Annotated in this window: 27 protein-coding genes, 1 tRNA gene and 2 pseudogenes; 11 read left to right on the top strand and 19 right to left on the bottom strand. The window is 65.0% G+C overall.

What is annotated here, in order from left to right:
- Positions 1–4 precede the first annotated feature (4 nt).
- Positions 5–691 carry a YpsA SLOG family protein gene (locus tag ACKVEX_RS00325; RefSeq protein WP_473213680.1) on the top strand — a complete coding sequence of 229 codons (687 nt, stop codon included), beginning with the start codon at positions 5–7 and terminating at the stop codon, positions 689–691.
- A 146-nt stretch (positions 692–837) separates the two neighbouring features.
- Here the strand turns inward: ACKVEX_RS00325 and ACKVEX_RS00320 are convergent, their stop codons facing one another.
- Both ACKVEX_RS00320 and ACKVEX_RS00315 read right to left on the bottom strand, forming a co-directional pair.
- Positions 838–1,155, bottom strand: a complete 318-nt coding sequence (locus ACKVEX_RS00320) for a HigA family addiction module antitoxin (protein ID WP_473213679.1) — start codon at positions 1,153–1,155, stop codon at positions 838–840.
- Positions 1,155–1,316, bottom strand: a pseudogene (locus ACKVEX_RS00315) (type II toxin-antitoxin system RelE/ParE family toxin); the annotation flags it as partial. The gene ACKVEX_RS00320 and the pseudogene ACKVEX_RS00315, both read right to left, overlap by 1 nt.
- Positions 1,317–2,012: 696 nt before the next feature.
- Here ACKVEX_RS00315 and ACKVEX_RS00310 point away from each other — a divergent pair.
- Entirely contained in the window at positions 2,013–2,291 is a 279-nt protein-coding gene (locus tag ACKVEX_RS00310) for a type II toxin-antitoxin system RelB/DinJ family antitoxin (RefSeq protein ID WP_473214265.1), read from the top strand.
- Between the two features lie 163 nt (positions 2,292–2,454).
- Here the strand turns inward: ACKVEX_RS00310 and ACKVEX_RS00305 are convergent, their stop codons facing one another.
- Complete coding sequence (locus ACKVEX_RS00305; protein ID WP_473213678.1) at positions 2,455–3,321, bottom strand: YicC/YloC family endoribonuclease; 867 nt, start codon at positions 3,319–3,321, stop codon at positions 2,455–2,457.
- Between the two features lie 165 nt (positions 3,322–3,486).
- Between ACKVEX_RS00305 and ACKVEX_RS00300 the strand changes: the two genes are divergently transcribed.
- The 5 genes from ACKVEX_RS00300 (at position 3,487) to hemW (ending at position 8,022) form a co-directional block, all read left to right on the top strand.
- Positions 3,487–4,434 carry a serine/threonine protein kinase gene (locus ACKVEX_RS00300; RefSeq protein ID WP_473213677.1) on the top strand — a complete coding sequence of 316 codons (948 nt, stop codon included), beginning with the start codon at positions 3,487–3,489 and terminating at the stop codon, positions 4,432–4,434.
- Positions 4,435–4,442: 8 nt separating this feature from the next.
- Entirely contained in the window at positions 4,443–5,360 is a 918-nt protein-coding gene (locus tag ACKVEX_RS00295) for a PP2C family protein-serine/threonine phosphatase (protein ID WP_473213676.1), read from the top strand.
- 14 nt (positions 5,361–5,374) lie between these two features.
- Complete coding sequence (rph, locus tag ACKVEX_RS00290; RefSeq protein ID WP_473213675.1) at positions 5,375–6,097, top strand: ribonuclease PH; 723 nt, start codon at positions 5,375–5,377, stop codon at positions 6,095–6,097.
- A gap of 81 nt (positions 6,098–6,178) precedes the next feature.
- A complete protein-coding gene (gene rdgB, locus ACKVEX_RS00285; RefSeq protein ID WP_473213674.1) occupies positions 6,179–6,787 on the top strand; it encodes an RdgB/HAM1 family non-canonical purine NTP pyrophosphatase in 609 nt (202 codons plus the stop codon).
- Positions 6,784–8,022: a radical SAM family heme chaperone HemW gene (hemW, locus tag ACKVEX_RS00280; RefSeq protein ID WP_473213673.1), complete on the top strand. Its 1,239-nt coding sequence runs from the start codon at positions 6,784–6,786 to the stop codon at positions 8,020–8,022. Before rdgB ends, hemW begins: the two co-directional genes overlap by 4 nt.
- Positions 8,023–8,039: 17 nt before the next feature.
- Here the strand turns inward: hemW and sppA are convergent, their stop codons facing one another.
- The 4 genes from sppA to thiS form a co-directional block, all read right to left on the bottom strand.
- Positions 8,040–9,926 carry a signal peptide peptidase SppA gene (gene sppA / locus ACKVEX_RS00275; RefSeq protein ID WP_473213672.1) on the bottom strand — a complete coding sequence of 629 codons (1,887 nt, stop codon included), beginning with the start codon at positions 9,924–9,926 and terminating at the stop codon, positions 8,040–8,042.
- A gap of 82 nt (positions 9,927–10,008) precedes the next feature.
- Positions 10,009–10,791 carry a tRNA (guanosine(46)-N7)-methyltransferase TrmB gene (gene trmB, locus ACKVEX_RS00270; RefSeq protein WP_473213671.1) on the bottom strand — a complete coding sequence of 261 codons (783 nt, stop codon included), beginning with the start codon at positions 10,789–10,791 and terminating at the stop codon, positions 10,009–10,011.
- Between the two features lie 64 nt (positions 10,792–10,855).
- Positions 10,856–11,641, bottom strand: coding sequence for a thiazole synthase (locus tag ACKVEX_RS00265; protein WP_473213670.1), 786 nt, complete (start codon positions 11,639–11,641; stop codon positions 10,856–10,858).
- Between the two features lie 56 nt (positions 11,642–11,697).
- Positions 11,698–11,901 carry a sulfur carrier protein ThiS gene (thiS, locus tag ACKVEX_RS00260; protein ID WP_473213669.1) on the bottom strand — a complete coding sequence of 68 codons (204 nt, stop codon included), beginning with the start codon at positions 11,899–11,901 and terminating at the stop codon, positions 11,698–11,700.
- Positions 11,902–12,027: 126 nt separating this feature from the next.
- On the opposite strand from thiS, the gene ACKVEX_RS00255 reads away from it, so the two are divergent.
- Both ACKVEX_RS00255 and ACKVEX_RS00250 read left to right on the top strand, forming a co-directional pair.
- Positions 12,028–12,101 (top strand) — tRNA-Gly (locus tag ACKVEX_RS00255).
- Between the two features lie 238 nt (positions 12,102–12,339).
- Positions 12,340–12,597, top strand: a complete 258-nt coding sequence (locus tag ACKVEX_RS00250; protein WP_473213668.1) for an Arm DNA-binding domain-containing protein — start codon at positions 12,340–12,342, stop codon at positions 12,595–12,597.
- A 36-nt stretch (positions 12,598–12,633) separates the two neighbouring features.
- On the opposite strand, the pseudogene ACKVEX_RS00245 reads toward ACKVEX_RS00250, so the two are convergent.
- The 6 genes and pseudogenes from ACKVEX_RS00245 to ACKVEX_RS00220 form a co-directional block, all read right to left on the bottom strand.
- Positions 12,634–12,879, bottom strand: a pseudogene (locus ACKVEX_RS00245) (LysR substrate-binding domain-containing protein); the annotation flags it as partial.
- A gap of 57 nt (positions 12,880–12,936) precedes the next feature.
- Entirely contained in the window at positions 12,937–13,863 is a 927-nt protein-coding gene (locus ACKVEX_RS00240) for a nucleotidyl transferase AbiEii/AbiGii toxin family protein (protein WP_473213667.1), read from the bottom strand.
- Entirely contained in the window at positions 13,856–14,614 is a 759-nt protein-coding gene (locus tag ACKVEX_RS00235) for a type IV toxin-antitoxin system AbiEi family antitoxin domain-containing protein (RefSeq protein WP_473213666.1), read from the bottom strand. The genes ACKVEX_RS00240 and ACKVEX_RS00235 overlap by 8 nt, the downstream gene beginning before the upstream one ends.
- A gap of 398 nt (positions 14,615–15,012) precedes the next feature.
- Positions 15,013–15,144: a hypothetical protein gene (locus ACKVEX_RS00230; RefSeq protein WP_473213665.1), complete on the bottom strand. Its 132-nt coding sequence runs from the start codon at positions 15,142–15,144 to the stop codon at positions 15,013–15,015.
- A complete protein-coding gene (locus tag ACKVEX_RS00225) occupies positions 15,141–16,817 on the bottom strand; it encodes an FMN-binding glutamate synthase family protein (protein ID WP_473213664.1) in 1,677 nt (558 codons plus the stop codon). Before ACKVEX_RS00225 ends, ACKVEX_RS00230 begins: the two co-directional genes overlap by 4 nt.
- Positions 16,818–16,830: 13 nt before the next feature.
- Positions 16,831–17,040 carry a hypothetical protein gene (locus ACKVEX_RS00220; protein ID WP_473213663.1) on the bottom strand — a complete coding sequence of 70 codons (210 nt, stop codon included), beginning with the start codon at positions 17,038–17,040 and terminating at the stop codon, positions 16,831–16,833.
- A gap of 268 nt (positions 17,041–17,308) precedes the next feature.
- On the opposite strand from ACKVEX_RS00220, the gene ACKVEX_RS00215 reads away from it, so the two are divergent.
- Entirely contained in the window at positions 17,309–18,376 is a 1,068-nt protein-coding gene (locus ACKVEX_RS00215; RefSeq protein ID WP_473213662.1) for an extracellular catalytic domain type 2 short-chain-length polyhydroxyalkanoate depolymerase, read from the top strand.
- Positions 18,377–18,400: 24 nt separating this feature from the next.
- Here the strand turns inward: ACKVEX_RS00215 and ACKVEX_RS00210 are convergent, their stop codons facing one another.
- The gene (locus tag ACKVEX_RS00210) at positions 18,401–18,901 is read right to left on the bottom strand and encodes a flavin reductase family protein (protein ID WP_473213661.1); all 501 of its coding nucleotides are present in this window, start codon (positions 18,899–18,901) and stop codon (positions 18,401–18,403) included.
- Between the two features lie 184 nt (positions 18,902–19,085).
- Here ACKVEX_RS00210 and mutY point away from each other — a divergent pair, with 184 nt between their 5' ends.
- Entirely contained in the window at positions 19,086–20,216 is a 1,131-nt protein-coding gene (gene mutY, locus ACKVEX_RS00205; RefSeq protein WP_473213660.1) for an A/G-specific adenine glycosylase, read from the top strand.
- Between the two features lie 83 nt (positions 20,217–20,299).
- Here the strand turns inward: mutY and ACKVEX_RS00200 are convergent, their stop codons facing one another.
- The 5 genes from ACKVEX_RS00200 to ACKVEX_RS00180 form a co-directional block, all read right to left on the bottom strand.
- The gene (locus tag ACKVEX_RS00200; RefSeq protein ID WP_473213659.1) at positions 20,300–20,941 is read right to left on the bottom strand and encodes an LON peptidase substrate-binding domain-containing protein; all 642 of its coding nucleotides are present in this window, start codon (positions 20,939–20,941) and stop codon (positions 20,300–20,302) included.
- On the bottom strand, positions 20,938–21,675 hold the full coding sequence (locus ACKVEX_RS00195) for a flavin prenyltransferase UbiX (protein WP_473213658.1): 738 nt from the start codon (positions 21,673–21,675) through the stop codon (positions 20,938–20,940). The genes ACKVEX_RS00200 and ACKVEX_RS00195 overlap by 4 nt, the downstream gene beginning before the upstream one ends.
- A gap of 89 nt (positions 21,676–21,764) precedes the next feature.
- Complete coding sequence (locus ACKVEX_RS00190) at positions 21,765–22,937, bottom strand: ABC transporter substrate-binding protein (protein WP_473213657.1); 1,173 nt, start codon at positions 22,935–22,937, stop codon at positions 21,765–21,767.
- 110 nt (positions 22,938–23,047) lie between these two features.
- Complete coding sequence (locus ACKVEX_RS00185; protein ID WP_473213656.1) at positions 23,048–24,001, bottom strand: branched-chain amino acid ABC transporter permease; 954 nt, start codon at positions 23,999–24,001, stop codon at positions 23,048–23,050.
- Entirely contained in the window at positions 23,998–24,876 is an 879-nt protein-coding gene (locus tag ACKVEX_RS00180; RefSeq protein ID WP_473213655.1) for a branched-chain amino acid ABC transporter permease, read from the bottom strand. Before ACKVEX_RS00180 ends, ACKVEX_RS00185 begins: the two co-directional genes overlap by 4 nt.
- Positions 24,877–24,904 lie beyond the last annotated feature (28 nt).

Genomic DNA, 24,904 nt, shown 5'->3' with positions numbered 1-24,904 from the left:
GCTGATGTCCGGCGCTGGTCGAACCGCGGAAGATGGCCCGCTGCCATCGAAGTATCAACTGTGCGAGACCAGCTCAGATGGCTATCGGCAACGAACACGTCGCAACGTCGAGGACAGCGACGGCACCCTCATCCTCAACCTCGGATTGCTCGAGGGCGGCTCACTGGCCACGCAGCGCTTCGCCCAGAAGGCGAGCCGGATTTCAGGGCGAAAGGAGTCTTCCAGGCGCTGGCTGCCGCGCACCGCGAGGCGGCACCAACCTTCGAGCCGGCTTTCGACCTCATCATCATCGACGATGGTCAGGACTTCGAGCCCAGCTGGGTCGAATGCCTCCTCGCACAGCTCAAACACCAGGGCCTGTTCTCATTCGCGGTGGCGGTCGCGCCCGGGTCAAATGGCTCGCAGATCAAGGTGCGGCGACGCAGTAAGACTGGACTGCTTTCAAGGCGCCGTGACGCCGAGATGCGGGCCATTTGACCCGGGCCCTTTTGGATGGGCCAGTCTGGCCGCGCCGGCGGCGTTGCGACAGCGTCTGAAGTCGGCTCTTCGTCGGACTGACCCGAGCGCACCTCGCCGTCGCACTGGTGCTGTCGAGCACTGCAGAGCAGGCCCTCGCTGCCAAATTTTCCAACTTGGCGCCAAAATGGCGACAGTGATGAGCTTAACGCTCAAGCAATCGCTGGAGCGTTAAGTCAGCCAACCTTGAACCCCCGACGACGTTCGTCAGAGCACCTTTCTGGTGGCTCCTATATGCCGATCATCGGTGGCTCTATTGTGCCGGTCAGTGACAGTCGTCGTAACGTCCAGAATCAGCCGCGCACTTCAGAGCGTCGATTCTCAGTGCGTCGGTTGCATCTCGTTGTTGGGCTCGTCAAACAGTAACCTCTCGACCCCTTCCAGATTCACGGTCTTCCGCGCACACCACAGGTCGTGCATATCCTGCATTGCGAGCCAGCTTTCGGGCGAGCGGCCCAGCACTCGGGAAAGACGTAGCGCCATCTCGGGGCTGACTGCGCTACGCCCTTGGAGAACGCGCGCTACCGTGGAGGGTGCCACTTGGAGCTTCGTCGCAAGGTGTCGCGAGCTCAAGCCGAACGGCTCGAGGTAGACATCGCGGATGAACTCGCCCGGGTGGGGAGGATTGTGCATGGCCATCAGTGATAGTCCTCGTAATCCAGTACATAAGCGTTACCGTCGCAAAACTCGAAGGTGAGCCGCCAGTTGCCGTTGACCCATACCGACCACCGGGCTTGCTCGCCACCCTTCAGCGGGTGCAGACGAAAGCCGGGAATATCCATGTCGTCGATACTGGCTGCCGTATCTAGGAGGCTGTCGGACTTGAGCGATCGTCACGAGCCGGGTGGGAAAGCGAGGACAGATCTGGTCGATTTTGAGGCGCATAGTGGTTCTATGCAACGAAAAATCGGGCAGATATGGACCGCTTCTCCCACCGGCGCAGTAGATCAGCCTCAAGTCCGACAGCCTCCTAGGGCTGCAAGCTGCATCCTTAACCGCTTTGCATGCTGTGGTTGAATCCCGGCCAGACTCCCTGTCTCATAAAAGCGACGAAGCCCCTTGTGGCGGAAGGAATTGATCATGGATTCACTGTAGCATGTTGCGCATCACGCAACAATGCGGAGCCTCTCTGACGGACGCCACTCGCCGTGGTTCCCCCTGGTCGATTGCCTCGTCCGCCGACGAAGCCACTGGGCCGACGTTCAGCTTGCACGGAGGAACTCGGGCGGCAGGTTTCAGCGACATCACCCAGTGCGTGCGTCCGGCCAGAAGCTGCCTTTTGCCACTTCTGGAAATCATTCATCCGAACGATCGCTTCATCCGTAAACCTGACGGACAGCCTACGCGCGCACGTGGGCCTCTGGACGACAGTCGGATACTGCAGAGCAAGTATCGAACGCCCTCAACGGACAATGCGTCAAACGGTTCCGCACGTCTGAGTCACTTGACCGTATCTCGATAGAGATACAAAACACACAAGAAAGGAGGATTCAGTGATGGCCCATTCCACAATGCTGCACGTCCGGGTGGACAGTGAAATCAAGGAGCAAGCCAGCGAGGCGCTGGAAGGCATGGGGCTGTCCGTGTCGGATGCGGTGCGTATCCTGCTCAAGCGCGTGGTCAACGATCAGGCGTTCCCGCTGGAACTCAAGGTTCCCAATGCACAGACCCGTGCGGCGATGGAAGAAGCCCGCGCGATGATGAAGGTCCGCACTGCGCGCTTTGAGTCTGCTGACGCCCTGATCGATGACCTCGAAAAGACCCGCCAGCAGTAAGCGGGCCTCGCCACCCAAGGCGTGCGACTACACCAAGACCTTCCTCAAGGACTGGGGACGCCATCATCTTTGTGCGCACGGGCACGCACTCTGCACTGTTCGAGGAATGATGCAAACAGCAGAAATACCGGGTTTCTGGTGCAGACCGGTGCCCCATGGCGCATCACTCGATGTTTTGCACCTGCTCGCGCATCTGCTCGATCAGCACCTTCATCTCCATCGCGATGCCGGTCACGTCGGTGGCGGCGGACTTGGAGGCGAGCGTGTTGGCTTCGCGGTTGAGCTCCTGCATCAGGAAGTCGAGCCGCTTGCCGGCCGCGCCACCGCTTTTCAGGATGCGCTCGACCTCTTCGATGTGGGCGGACAGGCGGTTGAGTTCCTCGGCCACGTCGATGCGCTGCGCGAACAGCGCGACCTCCTGGCGGATGCGGTCCTCGTCCAGTGACGCGACTGCGTCGCGCAGGCGGGCGGTGAGCCGCTCCTGATGATCGGCGACGATCTGCGGGATGCGCGGCTGCGCTTCGGCGACCAGTTCGCGCATGCGGGCCAGGCGCTCGCGGATCATGTCGACGAGCTTCTCGCCTTCGCGCGCGCGGGTCGCGACCAGTTCGTCGATCGCCGCACGCGCGAGCTCGAGCAGCACCGGCTGCATCTGCTCGAAGCTCACGCCGTCGTCGGCGAGCATGCCGGGCCAGCGCAGGATCTCGCCGACCGACAGGCCCTGCGCCCCGCCGAAACGCGCCCGCACCGCCGCCTCGGCACCGGCGAGTTGATCGAGCAGCGCCGCGTTGATCGCGAGTTCGCGGGGGGCGGCCTGCTTGCTCTGCAGGTTGAGCCGACATTCGACCTTGCCGCGCTTGAGCCGCGCAGCGAGCTGCTCGCGGATCGCGGGCTCGGCCTGACGCAGTTCGTCGCCGATGCGGAAGAACAGATCGAGGTAGCGTGAGTTGACGCTGCGCAGTTCGATATGCAGGCTCACCGCGCCGAAATCGCGGGTCTGGACGGCGAAGCCGGTCATGCTGTGAATCATGGTGAAGACCTCCGGGAGTCCGCCGTTATCCTTTACACTGCAGCCCCCGCACATTGAAAATGACGGGCCGTCCGTCGCCGGCCGCCTCGTCGTCGCAGGCTGTGCGACGATGCTGGCGTCAAGCTGCACGGACATCGGAAAAGCCGAATAGTAGCCCTCATACAGATGCCGCCTCAAGCGAACAGCCCTCTGCCATCCGGCTTTCAACTCGACCAGTACCGCATCGACCGCCAGCTCTCGCTCGGAGGCTTCTCCATCGTGTATCTGGCCTTCGACGAGGACGGCGTGCCAGTTGCGATCAAGGAGTATCTGCCCAACTCGCTGGCACTGCGCAAGGAAGGCGTCATCACGCCGCAGGTGCCGAGCGAGAACCTGCCTGCGTTTCGCTACGGGCTCAAGTGCTTCTTCGAGGAGGGGCGCTCGCTCGCGCGCCTGATGCACCCCAACGTGGTTCGGGTGCTGAACTTCTTCCGCGCGAACGGTACCGTCTACATGGTGATGCAGTTCGAGCGGGGCCGAACCTTGCATGAATACATCAACAAGCACCGCGGCGAAGTACGCGAGCGCTTCATCCGCGCGATCTTCACCCGCATGCTCAATGGCCTGCGCGAAGTCCACGCGCACAAGCTGCTGCATCTGGACATCAAGCCGTCCAACATCTACCTGCGCAACGACGGCACCCCGGTACTGCTCGACTTCGGCGCGGCGCGACAGACACTGATGACCGAACAGCCCATCCTGAAGCCGATGTACACGCCCGGTTTCGCCTCCCCCGAGCAATACACCGACCGAGACAGCCTCGGTCCGTGGAGCGACATCTACAGCGTCGGCGCGAGCCTGTATGCGTGCGTGGTCGGCGTTGCGCCGCCGCGCTCCGACGAACGCGTCAAGCAGGACACCTTCGTCCCGGTCGCGCGCACCCATGCGTCACGCTATTCTGCGCAGCTGCTGCAGACCATAGACTGGTGCCTGCGCCTGGACCCGCTGGAGCGCCCGCAAAGCGTCTATTCGCTGCAGAAGGCGCTGATGCGCAAGGAAGCGGGCGAGGCCATGCCGGCCACCTGGTTCACCGACGTGGGCACACGGCTCAAATCATTCATCGGACGATCCTGAGGTAGCTCTTGAAATTCACGATATTCCAGGAAAGCCGCATCGGCAGGCGCAAGGCCAATCAGGACCGAAATGCGTACTGCTATTCGCGCGACGCGCTGCTGATGGTGATCGCCGACGGCATGGGTGGTCATCTGCATGGCGAGATCGCCGCCCAGATCGCGGTGCAGTTCATCACGCAGGCCTTCCAGCGCGAGGCCCGGCCGGAACTGCCCGATCCGGTGTTCTTCCTGTCCCGGACCCTGACCAACGCGCACAACGCGATCCTCGACTACGCGTTCGACAAGCAGCTCGCCGAGGCGCCGCGCACCACCGTCGTCGCTTGCATCGTGCAGGACGGATTCGCGCACTGGGCGCATGCCGGCGACTCGCGGCTGTACGTGCTCAGGCGCGGACGGATCGCGACCCGCACGCGCGATCATTCGCGGGTCCAGCTGATGATGGACCAGGGCCTGCTCGACGCGGAAGGCGCGGCCCGTCATCCGGGTCGCAACCGCATCTACAGCTGCCTCGGCGGCAACCACCCGCCGCAGGTGGAGTTCTCCAAGCGTTTCGCATTGCGCGACGGGGACATCGTCGCATTGTGCACCGACGGCCTGTGGGGGCCGCTCGACGACGACAGCATGGTGCAGGGTTTCACCGGCAACAACGTGATGGAGGCCGTGCCGCGACTGCTCGACCACGCCGAGGTGCGCGGCGGCGACACCTGCGACAACCTGTCGATGATCGCGATGCGCTGGGAGGACGCCGGCGCCGCGGCCCACTCCGACACGGTGTCCACGCAGACGATGGCGCTCGATCACTTCACCACCCGCCTCGACACCTTCCAGCGAACCCGCCCGCCGGTCAGCGACCTCGACCTGACCGACGACGAGATCGAACGCGCGATCTCGGAGATCAATTCCGCGATCCAGAAATTCAGCAAATGACCGAAAGGACCCTCATGCGCCCCAGCCAACAACGCCGCCCCGACCAGCTCCGGTCCATCCGGATCACCCGCCACTTCACCCGCCATGCCGAGGGTTCGGTATTGATCGAGTTCGGTGACACGCGCGTGCTGTGCACCGCCAGTGTCGAAGAATCGGTGCCGTCGTTTCTGCGTGGCAAGGGGCAGGGCTGGCTGACCGCCGAGTACGGCATGCTGCCCCGCTCCACCCATACCCGCAGCGCGCGCGAGGCCGCGCGCGGCAAGCAGAGCGGACGCACCCAGGAGATCCAGCGCCTGATCGGGCGCAGCCTGCGCGCGGTGGTCGACCTGGCCGCGCTGGGCGAGCGCCAGATCATCATCGACTGCGACGTGCTACAGGCCGACGGCGGCACGCGCACCGCGTCGATCACCGGCGCCTGCGTCGCGGTGCATGACGCGATCGCCGGGCTGGTCGCGGCCGGCAAGCTCGCGGCCAGCCCGATGCGGGACATGGTCGCGGCGGTGTCGGTCGGCATGCTCGACGGCACGCCGGTGCTCGATCTAGACTATGCGGAGGATTCGGGCTGCGACACCGACATGAACGTGGTCATGACCGGCTCGGGTGGAATCATCGAGGTGCAGGGCACAGCCGAGGGTACACCTTTCTCGCGCGCCGAACTCGACGCGATGCTAACACTGGCCGATCAAGGCATCCGCGAGCTGGTCCAGGCGCAGAAGGTCGCGCTCGGGCTGGATTGAGCGATCCTCGCGACGGCGCACACGCCCCCGCCCTACCCGCACCCCTACCCCCACCCGACACCGTATTGCGAGTCTGTCCGCATGATCGAAAAACTCCTTCTCGCCAGCAACAACACGAAGAAGGCGGCCGAACTGGCCGCGCTGCTGTCCCCGCTCGGCATCGAGGTGCTGCCGCAGTCGGCATTCGACGTGCCGGAGGCGGAGGAGCCGCATCTCACCTTCGTCGAGAACGCGCTCGCCAAGGCGCGCCACGCGGCAGCACACACCGGACTACCGGCGATCGCCGACGACTCGGGCCTGTGCGTGAGCGCACTCGGCGGTGAGCCGGGCGTGCATTCGGCGCGCTTCGCCGGCGAACCGAAGTCCGATGCGCGCAACAACGCGCTGCTGCTCGAGCGCCTGACCGGCTGCGCGGACCGCAGCGCGTATTTCTACACCGTGGTGGTACTGGTGCTGCATGCGGACGACCCACGCCCGCTGATCGCCGACGGCGAATGGCACGGGTTGATTCTGGACGCACCACGCGGCGAGCGCGGGTTCGGTTACGACCCGCTGTTCTACGTGCCCGAACTCGAGCAGACCGCCGCCGAGCTGGACGCGGCGCTGAAGAACACACTGAGCCACCGCGGCGCCGCGATGCGCCATCTGCTCGGCCGACTGCAGCCCGGCCAGGGTCGCGCGCCCGGATGAGCGAACGGCGCGTGATCCGGCTGGCGGTCGAGGCGCCGTCGCGACCGGCTCCCGACCCGGCCACGCTGCAGCCAAAGCTGTCCGCACCGCCGCCGCTGGCGCTGTACGTGCATTACCCGTGGTGCGTGAAAAAGTGCCCGTACTGCGACTTCAATTCTCACCAGCAGCGCAGCCCCGGCGAGCACGAGTCGCTGGAGCGCACCTATGTCGATGCGCTGATCGCCGACATCGAGACGGCGTTGCCGCAGGTCTGGGGGCGACGCATCCAGACCGTGTTCATCGGCGGTGGCACGCCCAGCCTGATGACGGCCGCAGCGCTGGACCGCCTGCTCACCGCGATCCGTACCCTGCTGCCGCTGGACCCGCTGGCCGAGATCACGCTGGAGGCCAATCCCGGCACCTTCGAGAGCGAGCGCTTCCGGGATTTTCGCAGTGCCGGCGTGAATCGCCTGTCGATCGGGGTGCAGAGCTTCGATGACGGCCATCTGGCGCGCCTCGGCCGCATCCACGACAGCCGCGAGGCACGGCGTGCGATCGACATCGCGCAGACGCATTTCGAACGGGTCAACATCGACCTGATGTACGCGCTGCCGGAGCAATCGCTGCAGCAGGCGCTGGCCGACCTCGAGCAGGCGCTGGCGACCGGCGTTGGCCACCTGTCGGCCTATCACCTGACGCTGGAACCCAACACCCCGTTCCATCACGACCCACCGCCGCTGCCCGACGCCGACCACGCCGCCGACATGCAGGACGCGATCGAGGCACGGCTCGCCGAGGCCGGCTTCGAACACTACGAAACCTCGGCCTTCGCCCTCCCGGACCAGCGCTGCCGGCACAATCTGAACTACTGGCTGTTCGGCGACTATCTGGGCATAGGCGCCGGCGCGCACGGAAAACTGTCCAGCCATGCCGGTATCGTGCGCGAGATGCGCCACAAGCATCCGACCCGCTACCTGGAGGCCGCGGCCCGGCGCGACTTCGTGCAGGAACGCCGCGAGGTCGGCGTCGCGGACCTGCCCTTCGAGTTCATGATGAACGCGCTCAGACTGAGCGACGGTGTCCCGCGCGAACTCTTCGCCGCCCGCACCGGGCTACCGCTTGCACTGATCCGGCAACAACTGGACGACGCAATCGCACAAGGGCTGCTCGAGGCCGATCCGCGCGACCTGCGCCCGAGCCCGCGCGGGCGCCGCTATCTGAACGACCTGCTGACGCTGTTCCTGCGCGACGCCTGACCCGGCGCATACCGCCGTCACGGCGCCTCGCACAGGCAGTGGGTGTACAGATGCTGCGGGTCATTCCAGTGGAGCAGGGCCTCGACCTCGCGCTCGAGCGCGCCCAGCAGCAAGCCCAATGCCGACGGCGCGCCGGGGGGCTCGGCAGCCGGCGCAAGCAGGCCCCAGGCTAGCACCAGGTCGCCGAACTGCCGCATCAGCAACTCACGCGGCGACAGGCGCGACTCCGGCCACACCACGTCGTAGTTGCGCAGTCCGGCCCGCGCCGCGGCGGCTGCGATGGCCGCGTCCAGGCCGCCGAGCTGATCGACCAGCCCGAGCTTGCTCGCCGCCTCGCCGGTCCATACCTGGCCGCGCGCGACCAGATCGACATCGCTCACGCTCATGTTGCGGGCACGCGCGACGATGTCGAGAAAACGTCGATAACCGTGTTCGATCGCGATCTGCATCGCCTCGGCGGCCAGCGGCTCCATCGGTCGGCGCGGGTCGAACGCACCGGCGAGCGGCGCGGTGGTCACGCCATCGACGGTGACGCCGATGCGCTCCAGCGGCTCGGAGAACTCCGGGAACATCGCGAAGATGCCGATCGAACCGGTGATGCTCACCGGATGCGCCCAGATCTCGTCGGCCCCGGCGGCGATCCAGTAGCCGCCGGATGCAGCGGTCGAGCTCATCGATGCCACCACCGGCTTGCCTGCCGCGCGCGTGACCTCCAGCTCGCGCCGGATCAGTTCGGATGCCCACGCGCTCCCGCCCGGGCTGTCGATGCGGATCACCACCGCCTTGACCGTGTCGTCCTCGCGCGCCTCGCGAATCAGCCGTGCCAGGCTGTCGCCGCCGACCGAGCCCGGCCTGCTCGAGCCGTCCATGATCGAGCCTTGTGCGACCAGCACGGCGACCTGGTCCTCGTGCTGCGGAGCAGCGGCACGCACATGGGCCAGATAGCGCGACACGCTCACGCGGCGGATCCCGTCGCCACCGTCCTCGCCATCTGAGTCCTCGCCGTACTCTTCCCGCTCGCCCGCGATGCCGAAACGCTGGCGCAGCAGCTCGCGCCACTGGTCACGCGTGCTGAAACGATCGACCAGCCCGGCCTTCAGCGCCGCCTGCGCGGCATCGCCGCCGCTCGCGGTCAGCGCGTCGCCATAGTCCATGATGTAGTGATCGAGCGCGGCCGGCTCCAGGCCGCGACTGGCGGCGATGTCTTCACGAAACACGCTCCACAACCCATCCAGCAGGTCGCGGGTGTTGGCGCGGTCCTCGTCCGACATGTCGCTGCGCGTGAACGGTTCGCTGAAGGACTTGTATTCGCCGACCCGGAACACATGCACCTTCACGCCGAGCGAATCGAGTGCGTTGCGAAAATAGCTCACATAACGCGCGAACCCGCGCAACAGCACGAATCCGTCGGCGGACAGGTGCACTTCGTCGGCCACGCTGGCCAGATAGTACTGCCCCTGGTCGAAGCGCTCGCCCCGGGCCAGCACCGGTTTGCCGCTCTGTTTGAAGGCTTCGATCGCGCCACGCAACTCGGCCAGCTTGGACAGGCTGGCCGCGCTGAGGCCGTCGGTCTCCACGACCAGGCCCCTGATCCGATGGTCGTCGCGCGCCGCATGCACCGCCTCGAGCAGATTGCGCAACGAGGTCTGCGACACCCGGGTGCCGGCCGGGCGTAGCAGCTCGAGCGGGTCCTCGAGCCGCGCCTGCTCGACCAGCGATCCCACCGGTCGCAGCACCAGCACCGAATCGTCCGCAAGCTCGGGCGTCGGGCGCCAGAAGAACGCGATGACGACACCGATCAGCAGCAGGAACAGCAGATTGAACACGGCACGACGTACCGTATCCAGCCAGTAGCCTACGTAGTAGAAAAGGCGCCCGATGAATCGGAAGACACCCTTGATCATGATCCGCTCTCCGGTTTATCGGCCCTTCCGGAAACTGGCCGACGCTGCATTGTCACCGGCCGTGACACGCATGGCCGGATCGTCATTCGATGCGTCGGAACACCAGGTCCCATACGCCATGGCCCAACCTGAGCCCGCGGTTCTCGAACTTGGTCAGGGGCCGGTAATCGGGACGTGGCGCAAACCCGTCGGCGGTGTTGGCGAGCAGGGGTTCGGCCGACAAGACCTCCATAATCCATTCCGCATACTCCTGCCAGTCCGTCGCGCAGTGCAGATACCCCCCCGGTGCGAGGCGCGAGGCCACCAGTGCGACGAAATCCCTCTGGATGATGCGCCGCTTGTGATGGCGCTTCTTGTGCCACGGATCGGGGAAGAAGACATGCACGCCGGCCAGAGAACCCTCGACGAGCATGTCGCGCAGCACCTCGACCGCGTCATGCTGGATGATGCGCAGGTTGCCCAGCCCCCGCTCGGCCACCAGCTTGCACAGGTTTCCGACCCCCGGCCCATGAACCTCGATCGCGATGAAGTCGTCTTCGGGGCGCTCGGCCGCGATCGTCGCCGTAGTCTCGCCCATGCCGAATCCCACCTCGATAATGCGGGGCGCGATGCGTCCGAACACTGCATCCAGGTCGAGCGGCGACGCATGATACGCAATGCCGATGCTCGGCATCATCTGGTCGAGATTGCGCTGCTGCGCCGCGGTCATCCGGCCCTGACGCAGCACGAAGCTGCGGATCGAACGACTCGAGAAGCGGCCCTCTCCCTGCCGCGCGTCGGCGTCGCTGCGGACATCGTCGAGCACGCTCGAAGCGTCACTGCCAGGCTGGGCTTCGGTTGGCGTGCGGCTGTGCGCTTGGGTCATGATCAGGCGGCGGGCGGGCGGCAATTGGGCGGGGATGGGTCCGGCCGATTGCCCGGACCCGGGTTCAGGAACCAATCAGTCCGCCGGTCGGCGAACTGGGATCGGCGGAATAATGCTTGCGCGGCATGCGTCCGGCCAGATAGGCCTCGCGCCCGGCCTCGACCGCCTTCCTCATCGCGCTGGCCATCCGCACTGGATCGTTCGCCTTCGCGATCGCGGTGTTCATCAGCACGCCGTCGCAACCGAGCTCCATCGCGATCGCGGCATCCGACGCGGTGCCGACGCCCGCATCGACCAGCACCGGCACGCGCGCCTGGTCGATGATCAGGCGCAGGTTCCACGGATTGAGGATGCCCATGCCGGAGCCGATCAGCGACGCGAGCGGCATGATCGCGACGCAACCGATGTCTTCGAGCATCTTGGCCTGGATCGGGTCGTCCGAGCAGTAGACCATCACGTCGAAGCCGTCCTTGACCAGGGTCGCGGCCGCCTTCAGCGTCTCCGGCATGTTCGGGAACAGCGTCTGCGGATCGCCGAGCACCTCGAGCTTGACCAGCGCATGGCCGTCGAGCAGTTCCCGCGCCAGGCGCAATGTGCGAACCGCCTCGTCCGCGTCAAAGCAGCCGGCGGTGTTGGGCAGGATCGTGAAGCGCTCGGGCGGCAGCACGTCGAGCAGATTCGGTTCGCCCGCGTTCTGGCCGATGTTAATGCGGCGGATCGCGACCGTCACGATCTGCGCGCCGCTGGTCTCGATCGCGTGACGGGTCTGATCGAAATCCTTGTACTTGCCGGTACCAACCAGCAGCCGCGAGCCATAGTCCTTGCCTGCGATGACCAGGGGATCGTTCATGTTCATGCCTGTCGTGGAGAGTTCGGTTACGGATGTGCGGCGCGTTCGGGACGGTCTCAACCGCCGCCGACCGCAACGACCACCTCCAGCCTGTCGCCGTCGGTCAATACGGTTTCGGCGTGGCGGCCCTTGGGCACGATCTCGCCATTGCGCTCGACTGCGACCCGCTTTCCGACGAGTTGCCTCGCCGCAAGCACGGTGGCGACCGTGGCACCGTCGTCCAGCGTTTCTGATTGACCGTTGATCGTGAGCTGCAGCATCTGGAAGGAAGGAAGTCCTGAAACGGGTGCAAAGTTTAGCACGAGGCCAGAAGGCGGCCATCCATGCGCCGGGCTCGATTGCGCGCCGCCGGCCCAGTCGATAGAATGGCTGCTCTTCGCGCCTGCGCGGGTGTAGTTCAATGGCAGAACGGCAGCTTCCCAAGCTGCATACGAGGGTTCGATTCCCTTCACCCGCTCCACGATGACTTTCCAGGGACTTCCAAGGAAATCCAGAGAGCGTCATAAGTTGTTGTCACGATTAAGAATTTTACAGAATCTCGATCCAGTGACATCCAGCAAAATCCACTGACTGCCGGTACATTTCGGTACATAAAGTGGTACATCCAATGCGGTCAGCCCCCGTGCCGCATTGTTGCTGGAGGAGCCAGGCGACGGTATCGAACATTGGGTCCAACTCATCTCTGAGGAGTTGGACCCATGCTCACCGACATGATGGCTCGGCAGGCCAAGGCCACCGGCAAGCCCTACACCATCGCCGACTTCAACGGCCTCTCACTCTTCGTATCGGCCAACGGTGCCAAACTCTGGCACTTTCGGTACACATGGGTTGGCCAGCGCGCCCGCATCTCCCTGGGTAGCTATCCCGAGCTGTCGCTGCGTGAAGCCCGTAATTTGCGGGACGAAGCGCGTGCCTTGCTTGCCAAGGGCATCAACCATGGCCATCATCTCGAATGAGGTGACGACCTGGATGGAGAACCTCCTTCTGGCCATGGAAATTCGTTCATCCAAAGCTGCGCACGGCTCGCCCTGCCAGCGCAGCAAAGAAACATCCATCAGTTCATCCGGCGCGATGGGCTTATGACTCGCCAGTGGGGATTGAGGAGGCAGTGCCACAGCCAGGTTGCCACGCCACAGCGGCAGTCCGTGTAGCGGTAACGGCACATGGTCCTGCAGGGAGATCCCGAGATCGAAGCGACCATCTTGAAGTCCTGAAAGCGACTCACCCGCCGATACCAAGAGAGGTTCGACAGGCGTTTGAGGCTCCTCTGCACGCTGCCGCCCAGCCAAGAGCGCCTATGGTTGAGTCTCAGCCAGCGCCGCGTCCAACGCATCCGCTTGTGCGGTGAAATCACGTAGTCGTCGCCTCTGAAAGGTCTCCAGGTTGGCGAGCTTCCAGCGCAGTGCCGGAAGTTGCTCTGCATGCGTGCATTGCAGCAGTGACCACTGGGGTTGCGCGCGTGCCAGGCCACTCAGGAATTGACGGTGGGCCGCGCTCAGACGCCGTGGCAGTTCGTGCCTCAGCCGCCTGCGTGTTTTCAGCAAGTGCTCCAGCGGACATTCCAGCTCCGTCATCCCAACGAAGGCTCGCTCGTACTCGGCGGTGATGTCCTTGTCGTTGCCGAACAGCACTTCATGGGTGGGTCGGTTGTGTCCGGCCAGATAGACGACGAAGCACTCGACCATCGCGTCGGTCATCTCGCCGGTCTCAAACAGTCGCCAGACATCGAACAGGTCGCGGGGATGCTGCCGATCCAACGCTGCAACGAGCTTGCCAGCATAGAGTTCCGCAGTGTCCAGCGTTGGCACAGCAAACTCCACCCCGAACAGATCGCGGGGTCTGGCACTCAATAGCTGGCGGACGACCGGCAGCACACTGCCGCGGAACACGACATTGACCTCAACCTTCACCTGGCTGATCTCGTTCTCCGCGACCAGTTTGGTGTCCCACAGGTCCTTGCTGCGGATCAGGCGCGTCTGCACCCCCAGCAATGTCACCCGCTCGGCAATCGCAGCCAGTTCCTGGTTGATCGCCTGCAGCGCCTGCTCTCGGGAATCCTGCCAAGGCAGATAGACCACATCGATGTCCACCGACAAACGAGGCATGTCCTGTACGAACAGGTTGATGGCCGTGCCGCCCTTCATGGCAAAAATGTCGTTGGCGAACACCTCGGGAGCGATGTCCAACAACAGACGAACCGTGTCTGCGTAGTGCTTATCCATTGGGTTTCAGACTGAGCAATGTGCCGTCATCGAGGCGGCTCATCCAGCGCTTGTCGCTGCCCGTGCGTACCGGGTACTGTTGCAGCAGGTCATCGACATCCAGAAGGCTGGTCTCACGCGCCCAGGTCAGGAACAGGCGCACGGCCTTCACGCTGGTGCAGCAGGACAGCAACTGTCCCAACAACGCCTTGCGAGGCGAGCGCAGGCCATCAAACAGATGGCGCACTTCCTCCAGGCTTTGCCCGGTGCCAGCCTCGTACAGCAGTTCCAGCGTGGCACGCTCAGGCACGGCCACGCGCAGCCCCTGCGTTTGTCCGGGCGGGGTGTGCAGGGTGGCTTCGGCCACGTCGGGGTCGGACCAATCGAACAGCCGGGCATTCACATAGCGGGCCGGGAAACGCTCCGTGAACCAGGTTGGCAGCGCGAAACGGGCCTCGCCCCAGAGCACCAGCGTGTCGCGCACGCCCAGGTTGTGGCGCACCCCCTGCAAGGCCAGCGCGCTTTTGCCGCCGACATGCAGGCTGGCCACGCGCCGTTGCAGGAAAAGCAGCGCCCCGTTCACGTCAAAGGCATCGTTGGGGAAGGCATAGACCCCGTGTCCCAGGCGCACCAGCCACCCGCTCTCCACGTAGCGGGCTGCCAGTTGGGGGGAGACGCCAAAAGATTGGAGCACAGGCAGGTCGAACGGCGCTCCGCGGGGGAGCGTCGCTTGCAGACTCTTGATTACCTGATACCTTTTAGTTCTACTCATGAGCTAAATATACAACGCCATCTAATCATTGTGTAGTTCGAAGATAAGTTGGCGCTTGAAAAATAGGATCATGGTTTAATATCTTGCATCCTTCTAATCAGGCGTAAGGGGAACGTCCTCGCCAGCGGAGGATGATGACTGGCTGTGGCGAGGCCCCGTGCTGCGGCACGTCTGACTGCGCCAGGTGGATCAGCGGAGCGGTCTATCGACCGGCTTGGCATAGCGTTCCGTGGCAGTCGCTGGCGTTACTCAGACCTTGGTGGACTAGGACTCGTTGCCTGGTGTGCGGCGGTGGTACATAATGCGGTACTATGGCTGTAAGCCATGCGGGAAAAATCTCTGTGAATCAATAGGTTGGTCTCAATCTTCTGATTCCTTCACCCGCTCCATTCTAGCTTTCATGGAATCTCATCATTTTTGATGAGATTCTGCGCGCCAGGCATCTGTTCCTGCGAAACGTTCCAGTCGGAGCCAGCCATTGCTGGACTGAATTCAACGCCCAGTACCTGCAAAAACCAGGTGACTTTCAATGCGCTCCGACATCCATGTTTGCGCGGGGCAGGTCCACACACTGCACCACCTCATCGTATTGACTATCGATCTCGGTCAGGCAGCGTGTCGGCATGAAACTGTCCGGCTTGGCCTCGTCAAGATACAAGCGCCAGGACTCGGGCGCTTCGTCGGACAGCAGACAGCCATCTTTGAGGTAGGGGAAGATCTCATCGTAGCGTCGCACCGCTTCCTGACTGACGCGACGATAGATATGGGTGCGGGTCAGTTCGGCGGTGTGGCACAGACCGGCCGAAGCGATGATCTCGGCAGTGGCATGCACGGTCTTGTGGTGATACTGGGCGACCCGCTGGCGCTTGTCGCTCACCACCAGCCCCCGGAAGAGCCGGGGGTTCTGGGTGGCCACGCCGGAGGGGCAGTGATTGCTGTTGCAGGTCAGCGACTGCACACAGCCCAGTGCCAGCATCATCCCCCGCGCACTGTTGCAGATGTCCGCTCCCAGGGCCAGATTCTTTACCAGGTGAAAGCCGGTGAGCACCTTGCCGGAGGCGATAACGCGAATATCGCGACGCAGGCCGAAACCAGTCAGACAGTCGTCGACGAAGGCAAGTGCCTCGCGCAGCGGCATGCCGACCGAGTTGCTGTACTCCAGTGGTGCGGCGCCAGTGCCCCCCTCACCGCCGTCGACGGTGATGAAGTCGGGCAGCGTACCGCTTTGCACCATCGCCTTGCAGATCGCGACAAACTCACTCTTGCGTCCGACCGAGAGCTTGAAGCCCACCGGTTTGCCACCGGAAAGCTCACGTAAGCGGGCGATGAATGCGAGTAGTCCATGTGGGCTGGAGAAAGCGGTGTGAGTGGGTGGAGAGTCAACCTGGGTGGCGACGGGCACACCGCGAATCGCCGCGATCTCCGGGGTGTTTTTGTCGGCAGGGAGGATCCCGCCATGCCCTGGCTTGGCGCCCTGAGATAGCTTGATTTCGATCATCTTGATATTGGGCAGGATTGCCTTTTCGGCAAACGCGTCCGATGAGAAGTTGCCTGCTTCGTCCCGGCAGCCGAAATAACCGGTGCCGATCTGCCACACCAGATCACCGCCTGGCTCCAGGTGGTAGGGACTGAGTCCACCCTCGCCGGTATTGTGGTAGAAACCGCCGTCCCTGGCGCCACCGTTCAGCGCCAGGATGGCATTAGGGCTGAGCGCGCCGAAACTCATCGCCGAGATATTGAATATGCTTGCAGCGTAGGGCTGCGTACACTGCGATCCGCCCACCACGACGCGTAGATCCATATCGATGGACTTTACATCGATGGCCGACAACGAATGACCAATCCACTCATAGCCGGTGCGATAGGTATCGACCCGCGTACCAAAAGGTACCGTCTCCAGTGCCCCCTTGGCGCGCTGATAGACGATATTGCGGAACATGCGATTGATGGGCGTGCCGTCCGTGTCGGACTCGAGCAGGTACTGGCGAATGAACGGACGCAACCACTCCATGAACCAGCGACCACGCCCGAACAACGGGTAGTTGCGCCGCAGGGAGTGATGTGACTGGAACGTATCGTGCAGACCGATGCCGATGAGCGGCAAAATGAGTGCCAGTAACCAGAGTACCGGCGTCCAGAATACGGCTACCAGTGCGGTCAGCAGCAGCGATCCGACTGAAAAGAGGATGAAGTTGTTGTGCACTCGGCAATGTTCCTTATGGTGCGGCCACTCTGCCGAGACTCTGTCCTGGCGCAATGCCGAAGATGGCGTATGGCATCGGCGTGCCCACCGGCACCATGACGACCCCGCTTGGCATCTGCAGGCCGAACAGTCCGGCGCCCATCATCCGTTTTATCGACATCAGTACCGAAAGCACCCCGGTCGCTGCAAGGCCGGCCATCATTCCCGCGATTATCTTGTTCAATTCAGATTCCAGTTTTTCGATTCATTGATCGGACACAACGCGGATCCTGTACTCATAGTCGTCACAAGCAGACATTGCTTACGCAAAACCGACAAACGCGGGGGTCCATGGTCTCGTGGGGCGGCAGGAGCGACCGGATGCTTGAATCTGTTCCCATCACCCGCTCCATGACTCGTAACGTCGATCGAGATCTGACCGGACGATCCACCGTGTCGAGCCCGGCTCTGATAACCTGCAGGGACGCCTTCATCCGTCGTTGCGAGTCCCAATGAAATCCATGCATGCGTCCCATCCGGTGTCGGTCCTGCTGTTCGCGCTGGCCGCGGGCGCGGCGAACGCGGAACCCCTGACAGGTCTGGGCGCCGACCTGAACGGGCTCTCCGTGTCGGGCGTGTCGGCCGGGGGTTACATGGCGACGCAGTTCCAGGTCGCGCATTCCGCAATGGTCGGTGGGGCAGGCGTCATCGCAGCCGGTCCGTACGACTGCGCCGAGGGCGACGCGCGTCGGGCCCTGAGCAACTGCATGACGCCCGACGACGCCAACCCCGTGCCCGAACTGGCACGCACATTGGAGCGGGTCCGCCAGCAGGTCGCGGCGGGTCGCATCGATCCAATCGAGGGGCTGCGCGACGATCGGGTATGGGTGTTTTCCGGTGACGCCGACCACGTCGTGGAAAGAACGGTCGTCGACTCGCTGGTCACGTTCTACCGGGCGCACGTGGCCGAGGATGCGCTGACGTTCGTGACACTGCCCGATGCCGGGCACGCGATGATCTCGGTCGCGGCGCAGTCGGCGAACGCGTGCCCCAGCACGGATCCACCGTTCATCAACCGCTGCGGCGAGTTCGACGCGGCGGGCGAGATGCTTGCGCATCTGGTCGGGCCGCTGGCGCCGCGGACCCCTGCACGGGAAGCGAGCCTGCGCCGCTTCGACCAGGCGCCGCACACGCAACCTCGCGCACCGGTCGATCTGAGCATGGCGGACACCGCCTTCGTGTACGTGCCCCGCGCGTGCGAAGCCGGCGGTTGCAGGGTCCACGTCGCCTTTCACGGCTGCCTCCAGGGCGCAGACGCGATCGGGCTCGACTTCGTGACCGGTGCCGGATACAACGAGTGGGCAGAGGCGAACGATCTGATCGTGCTCTATCCGCAGGTCCGCGCGCGCGACGGCTTTGCGTGGGGATCGCGGCGCTGGGTGTTCAACCCGGCAGGATGCTGGGACTGGTGGGGCTACACCGACGACGACTATCCGACCCGCGAAGGGAGCCAGATCCGCGCGGTGCACTCGATGCTGCAGAAACTCGCCGAGCCGGTCACCGGCACGCCGGACAACTGACCGTCGTCGGCGTCGGCCGCACCCTCACAGCGGCGCGAGGGTCCGATACGCGCCGCCCTGGAAGACCAGCGGTTCCCGATCTTCGCGATCGAAGCGGACCACCTCGGAGATGAACAACACATGGTCGCCGCCTGGGTGGCGAATGATGTTGCGGCATTCGAAACGGGCGCAGCAATCGCGCAACAGGGGCACGCCGTAGAGCCCTTCGTCCAGATCGAGCCCGGCGAACTTGTCGTCGGAGCGGGACGCGAAGATCTGCGACAGGTGCATCTGGTCGGCCGCCAGCACATTGACCGAATAGTACTCACACTGCTCGAACGCCGGTCGACTGGGCAAGGTGTTGGCCAGGCTCCATACGATCAGCGGCGGATCGAGCGACACCGAGTTGAACGAATTGACCGTGAGACCGATCGGCTCGCCGCTGACCGCGCGGGTGGCGATCACCGTGATGCCGGTGGCAAACATGCCCAGCGAGTTGCGGAACGCGCGGGTGAATTCTTCGTGAGTGATCGGGGCTTGTGACATGATCCGTAGGGGTGATGTGTTGCGCCGCGCGTGAGACATACGACGACGGGCGCTTGTTGGAATGAGTGCGCATTATCGCCGCGATCGTGAGGCGCGTCGACCTGACCAGCCTGGCGCTTGTCCGTGTTGCGCCCCTGTGACACAGTGTGATCCCTCGTCACGCCTGGCCCGATCCCCCGCTTCGATGTCCGAATTCGCCCGCTCGCTGATTCACTGGCACGCCGAACACGGACGGCATGATCTGCCGTGGCAGAACACGTCGGACCCTTACCGGATCTGGCTGTCCGAAATCATGCTGCAGCAGACCCAGGTCGACACGGTGATTCCGTATTACCGGCGCTTCCTCGCGCGCTTTCCGGACCTGGCCGCGCTGGCCGACGCACCGGGCGACGACGTCCTCGCGCTGTGGAGCGGGCTCGGCTACTACGCGCGGGCGCGCAACCTGCACAGGGCCGCGCAGGCCGTGCTGACGGATTACGGCGGTCGGTTTCCGGACGACGTCGAGGCGATCGCGTCACTGCCGGGCATAGGCCGATCGACGGCCGCTGCGATCGCGACATTCGCGTTCGGGCAGCGTCACGCGATCCTGGACGGCAACGTGAAGCGCGTGCTGTGCCGGATCTTCGGTGTGGACGGTTATCCCGGTGAAAAGAAGGTCGAGGACCGCCTGTGGGCGCTGGCCGAATCGCTGCTGCCGGAGCGGGCGGACGCGACCGGCATCTACATCCAGGCGCAGATGGATCTGGGCGCCACCCTGTGCACCCGCGCCCGCCCAGCCTGCATGCGCTGTCCGCTTGCACAAGAGTGCATCGCCGCACGCGACGGCCGGGTCGCGGAGCTACCCACGCCGCGCCCGCGCAAAGCGACACCGCAGCGCGAATCGAGGGTTGCGCTGGTGCTGGCGAACGGGCCCCCGTCCGGTGACGGCGCGGTCCCAGACGTCCTCGTGCTGCTCGAACGCCGCCCGCCCAGTGGCATCTGGGGCGGGTTGTTGAGCCTGCCGGAACTGCCCGACTCGGCAAGCGGACCCGGCCAGGTCGCGCACTGGCTTGCATCGCATCTGGGCGTCGCGGGTGACGACGGCACCGAACTCGCGCCGGTCAGGCATGCGTTCACGCATTTCCAGCTGACGCTCCGGCCGCTGCGCTTCGACATCGACCAAAATCCGCACAAGGCGAACCGCGTCGGCGAAGACAGGCTCGTATGGCTGAGGCTTGACGAACTCGACCGGGCTGGCCTGCCCGCACCGATCCGGCGCATGCTGGAATCGCTGCGCACACCGACGCTGTTCGACGATCGACGCAAGGACCGGTAGCGGGTTTTCGCGGCTTGCGCCGCGCCTGCACGGGGTGGCGAAGATCAACGCGAAGCATGTGTCCTGGTCCGGCACGGCACGCTTCACCCGCCTCGCTCGCTCAGGCCTTCCTGCTCCAGCCACGCGCGGATGATCTCGAGCCGTGCGATCGGGTCGTCCAGTTCGAGAAGGTGCTGCCGCGCGGTCAGCGACATCGGCAACACGCCGGCCAACCGCATGCCGACCCAGCCGGCGTCGTCCAGGTGATGCGGTTCGGGAAAATGCGCGTCCCCGACGTCGTCGATGATCGCGCGCAGCAGCGACACCAGCGCCGAGAAACCTTCGGGCAGCGCCACGACCGGCGGTTCGGCGAGCCACTGGACGTCGGCCATCAACAGCCGGTTCGCGCCGAGCTCGGTACGCAGGATGCGAAAGCGCCGTTCGCCGACCGTCACGACCTGCAGCAGCCCCGGTTGCGCCATGTCCCAGGTGGTGATGCGTGCGCTGACGCCGACAGGGTGGGGTTGCGCGGGCAGGCCGACCTCGGCACCGTCCGCGATCAGGTTCACACCGAATACGGTGTCGTCGCGCAGGCACTGCGTGGTCATGTCCATGTAGCGTGCCTCGAAGATCCGCAACGGCAGCACGCCACCCGGAAACAGCACGGTCTGCAGTGGAAAGATCGCGAGTCGGGACGGCTGCTCCGGCGACGACTCGGAACGCTTCGGGGTGCCCTCATCCATCATCGACCCACCCCGACGTCATGGATATCGTCCGTCAGCGCGTCATCCTCGTCGCTCGGCCCCTGCGGGCCTTGGGCCGGCATCGGGCCCTCGCCGTCACCCCACCGTCGCATCAGCACGTGCGGCACGCGTAACTGGTCCATGACCCGCGCGACGACGAAATCGACCATGTCGTCCACGCTGCGCGGATGCGTGTAGAAACCCGGGCTGGGCGGCAGGATCACCACACCGAGGCGTGCGAGCCTGAGCATGTTCTCCAGATGGATCGCGGAGAACGGCGTCTCGCGCGGCACCAGCACCAGTCGCCTGCCCTCTTTGATCGCGACGTCCGCCGCCCGCTCGATCAGGTTCTGCGACAGCCCGGCCGCAATGGATGCGAGCGTGCCCATCGTGCACGGACACACCACCATCGCATCGGCCGGGTTTGAGCCGGAGGCGAGCGGCGCGAACCATTCCTCGCGCCCGAACACCCGCAACTGGCCGGGTCGCGCCGAGAAGCGGGTGCCCAGCATCTGCTGCACGTCGAGCGGTCGCGAGGGCAGGCTCAGGTCCATCTCCTGACGCGCGACGATCTGCGCCACCTGGGAATACAGCAGCCAGACATTGCAGCCGGCCGCAAGCAGGCATTCGACCAGTCGCAGACCATAGGGCATGCCGGACGCGCCGGTGAAGGCGACCGCAATCGTTTGCGGCCGGGTATCGCCGGGTGATGGGGCATTGGATAGCGGGATGCTCATCGGACTCCAGTAACACAAGGGTTCAGCCGTCGGCGCACGACCTTTGCGCGCCGCCCCGCATGGGCGTCACCGCGGGATTCGACGGCCTCCTAATCGACGTAGCCGGTCAGCACCTCCCAGCGGCCGTCGCGAATCTGCGCGATGCGTCCATGGCGATTGCCGAGATGATCGTCAGGACTGAAACGATACGCCGGCCCGCCGAAAATGTCGCCGCTGGTCTGCAGTGTCGCCATTGCGGAGACAAATGCATCGGTCGTCAGTTCCGGTCCCGCGCGCTCGGTCGCCTGGACGAACAGGTCCGCGATCGTGTAGCCCATCGCGCTCCACACGTTCGGCGCGACGCCGAAGCGCGCCCGATATCGCTCTATCCATCCTGCCAGCGCCGGATCGGCGGTGTCCGCGAAGGGATGCGGCAGCACCGTCACCCCGTAAAGGCCCTCGACCGCGTCGCCGCCCAATTCGTGCGTCTGCGCCGAATAGCCGGACGCGGTGACCAGCATATCGACGTCCCAGCCGAGCTTGCGCGCCTCGGCCATCACCGCGACTGTCTCGCGCACCACGGTCGCGAGCACCACGAAGTCGCAACCGGCGCTGCGCAGCCGCGCGACCTGGCTCGAAAAGTCGGTTGCACCGCGTTTGTAGCTGGTCTTCTCCAGCAGCGCGGTGTCGAGCTTTGCCAGCCCCGCTTCGACGCCCTTCATGACCTCCAGTCCGTAATCGTCGTCCTGGTAGAGCAGGCAGGTCTGCCGGTAGCCCTGCTCCGACACCATGTGGCGCACCGCCGCGTCCATGTAGTCCTGATACGGCGCGAACATCTGGAACTTCAGCGGATGCAGCGGCGCGTAGGTCAGTTCATGCGGCGAGAACGGAAACAGGTGCGGCCGCCCGGCATCGACGATCATCTGCATCGTCGCCATCACCACCGGCGTGCCCATGTTGGCCAGGAACGCGAAAACTTCGTCGCGCCGCACCAGCTTGCGCGCCGCGAGCACCGCGCGCTTGGGGTCGTAGGCCGCATCCTCGACCGCGAGCCGCAGCTTACGACCGTGGACGCCGCCGGCGGCGTTGGCCTCCTCGAAGCGCATGAGCATCGCATCGCGTACCGGCGTGCCGAGCATCGCGATCGGGCCGGACAGATCCTGGATCGTGCCGACCACGATCTCGTCGTCGGTCACGCCCGGCGTCGCCGCCAGAGCCGCGCCCGAGAAAGCGATGGCAGTGGCCATCGCAACGAGTGCGACGGCGGAACGGACTGGGTGCATGGTGAATCCTCGGCGTCGAACACAAAGTCGGGGATTATTCGCCATCCGCGCGGTCCGGGCCATCGGGAGCGCCCTGATATTACGCGTTGCGCCGGCCGGTCGCGAACGCGTCAGGCCTTGCCGCCGGCGATGCCTTGCGGCCGGAACATGATCACCGCGACGATGACCGCACCGAACATGATCGCCTCCAGACCGGCCGAGCGCGCGAGTTCGGCCGGCAGCAGCTCGCGCAGCAGCGAGTTGACCTGCGGAATCGCGACGATGACCAGCGCGCCCCAGAAGGCGCCGGCGAGATGGCGTGCGCCACCGATGAAGGCCAGCATCAGCAGTTCGAAGGACAGGAACAGGCCGAACTGCTCCGGGCTGATGAAACCGATCCAGTGCGCGTACAGGGCTCCGGCCAGTCCCGACAGGCCACCACCGATCACGAAGACCTGCGTCTTGGCTCGGACGGTGTCTATGCCGCTGGCGGCGGCGGCGATCTCGTCCTCCCGCACCGCCCGCCATGCACGGCCATGGCGCGACATCACCCAGCGATGGCAGCACCACAGGGCAATCGCGAAGCCGACCAGACTCACGCCCGCCTGGACCGGCGTCGAATCCAGCGACCATCCGCCCACGGATGCGGCAGGTACCAGCAGGCCGGCCGAGCCGCGCGTGACCGACTCCCAGCGCACCAGCACCTCCTCGACGATCAGCGCGAACGCGAGCGTACTCATCGCGAAGTACAGTCCGCCAAGGCGACGTGCCGGAAGGCTCGCGACCCAGCCGCCGAGCGCGCCGGCCGCCGTCGACAGCGGCAACGCCGCCAGAAAGGGCACGCCGTTCACCACCAGCCAGGCCTGCACATAGGCACCGAGCGCGAGCAGCGCGCCCTGGCCGAGCGAGATCTGGCCGCTCTGGCCCACGATCAGCACGACCCCCAGTCCGGCGATCGCGTACGTAAACACGAACACGAGCTGACCCAGCGCATAGTCCGCGCCGAGCAGCCCCACGGCCGCCAGCGCGAGCAGCGCCAGTCCGAGCGCGCTCCACAGCAGGCGACGCGAGAGCGCTGGCCTCATCCGTGCGATCGCCGCAGCGCCGCGCCCAGGCCGTTCGGAAACAGCAGCAACGCAAGCATCAGCAAGACGTAGGGCACGATGTCCTTGACCCCCTCCGGCAGACCCAGGCCGGCCAGCGCCTCGATGACACCGAGGAAGATGCCAGCGACGAGCGCGCCGGGCAGGCTGGTCATGCCGCCCAGCACCGCAGCCGGAAAGGCCTTCAGCGCGATCAGGCCCATGTTCAGGTGCACGAAGGTCACCGGCGCGAGCAACAAGCCAGCACAGGTGGCCAGCCCGGCCCCCAACGCCCACGCCAGCGTGTGCATACGCGCCGCCGACACACCCATCAGCGACGCGACGCGGGGGTTCTCGGAACACGCGCGCAAGGCCAGACCGGCGCGGGTATGGCGGAAGAACAGCGTCAGCGCCAGGGCCAGCGCCGCGGTGGTTGCGATCACGGCCAAATGCTCGGCGGCAATCACGACCGCACCGAACTGCAGCGTCTCGCCGGCGAACGGCACCGGCAGCCTGTGCATCGAATGACTCGCGGCCGGAACCGTGGTCACCGCACCGCGCAGCATCATGCCCAGGCCGAAGGTCAGCAGCACCGCGGTCAGATGCGGCTGACCGATCGCGCGCCGCAGCACGCCCCGCTCCAGCAGCGCGCCGAGCAGCACCATGCCCGCGATGCCGACCAGCGCCGACCACCACAATGGCCATCCCAGCCCCGCATTGAGGGCCAGCACCGCGAACGCGCCGACCATCAGCAGTTCGCCCTGCATGAAGCTGACGGTCTCCGTCGCCTTGTAGATCAGCACGAACGAAAGCGCGACCAGTCCGTAGATGCAGCCGGTGGCGACGCCGCTGAACAGAACCTGCATGAAGGTGCTCATGGGCGCCAAGCATAGCCGAGTCGAAGCC

Source organism: Denitraticella aggregata (assembly GCF_048158365.1).
Lineage (GTDB): Bacteria > Pseudomonadota > Gammaproteobacteria > Burkholderiales > Rhodocyclaceae > Azoarcus_F.
Note: the sequence above shows the minus strand (reverse complement) of the source record. Positions and strands in the feature narration are given on the sequence as shown.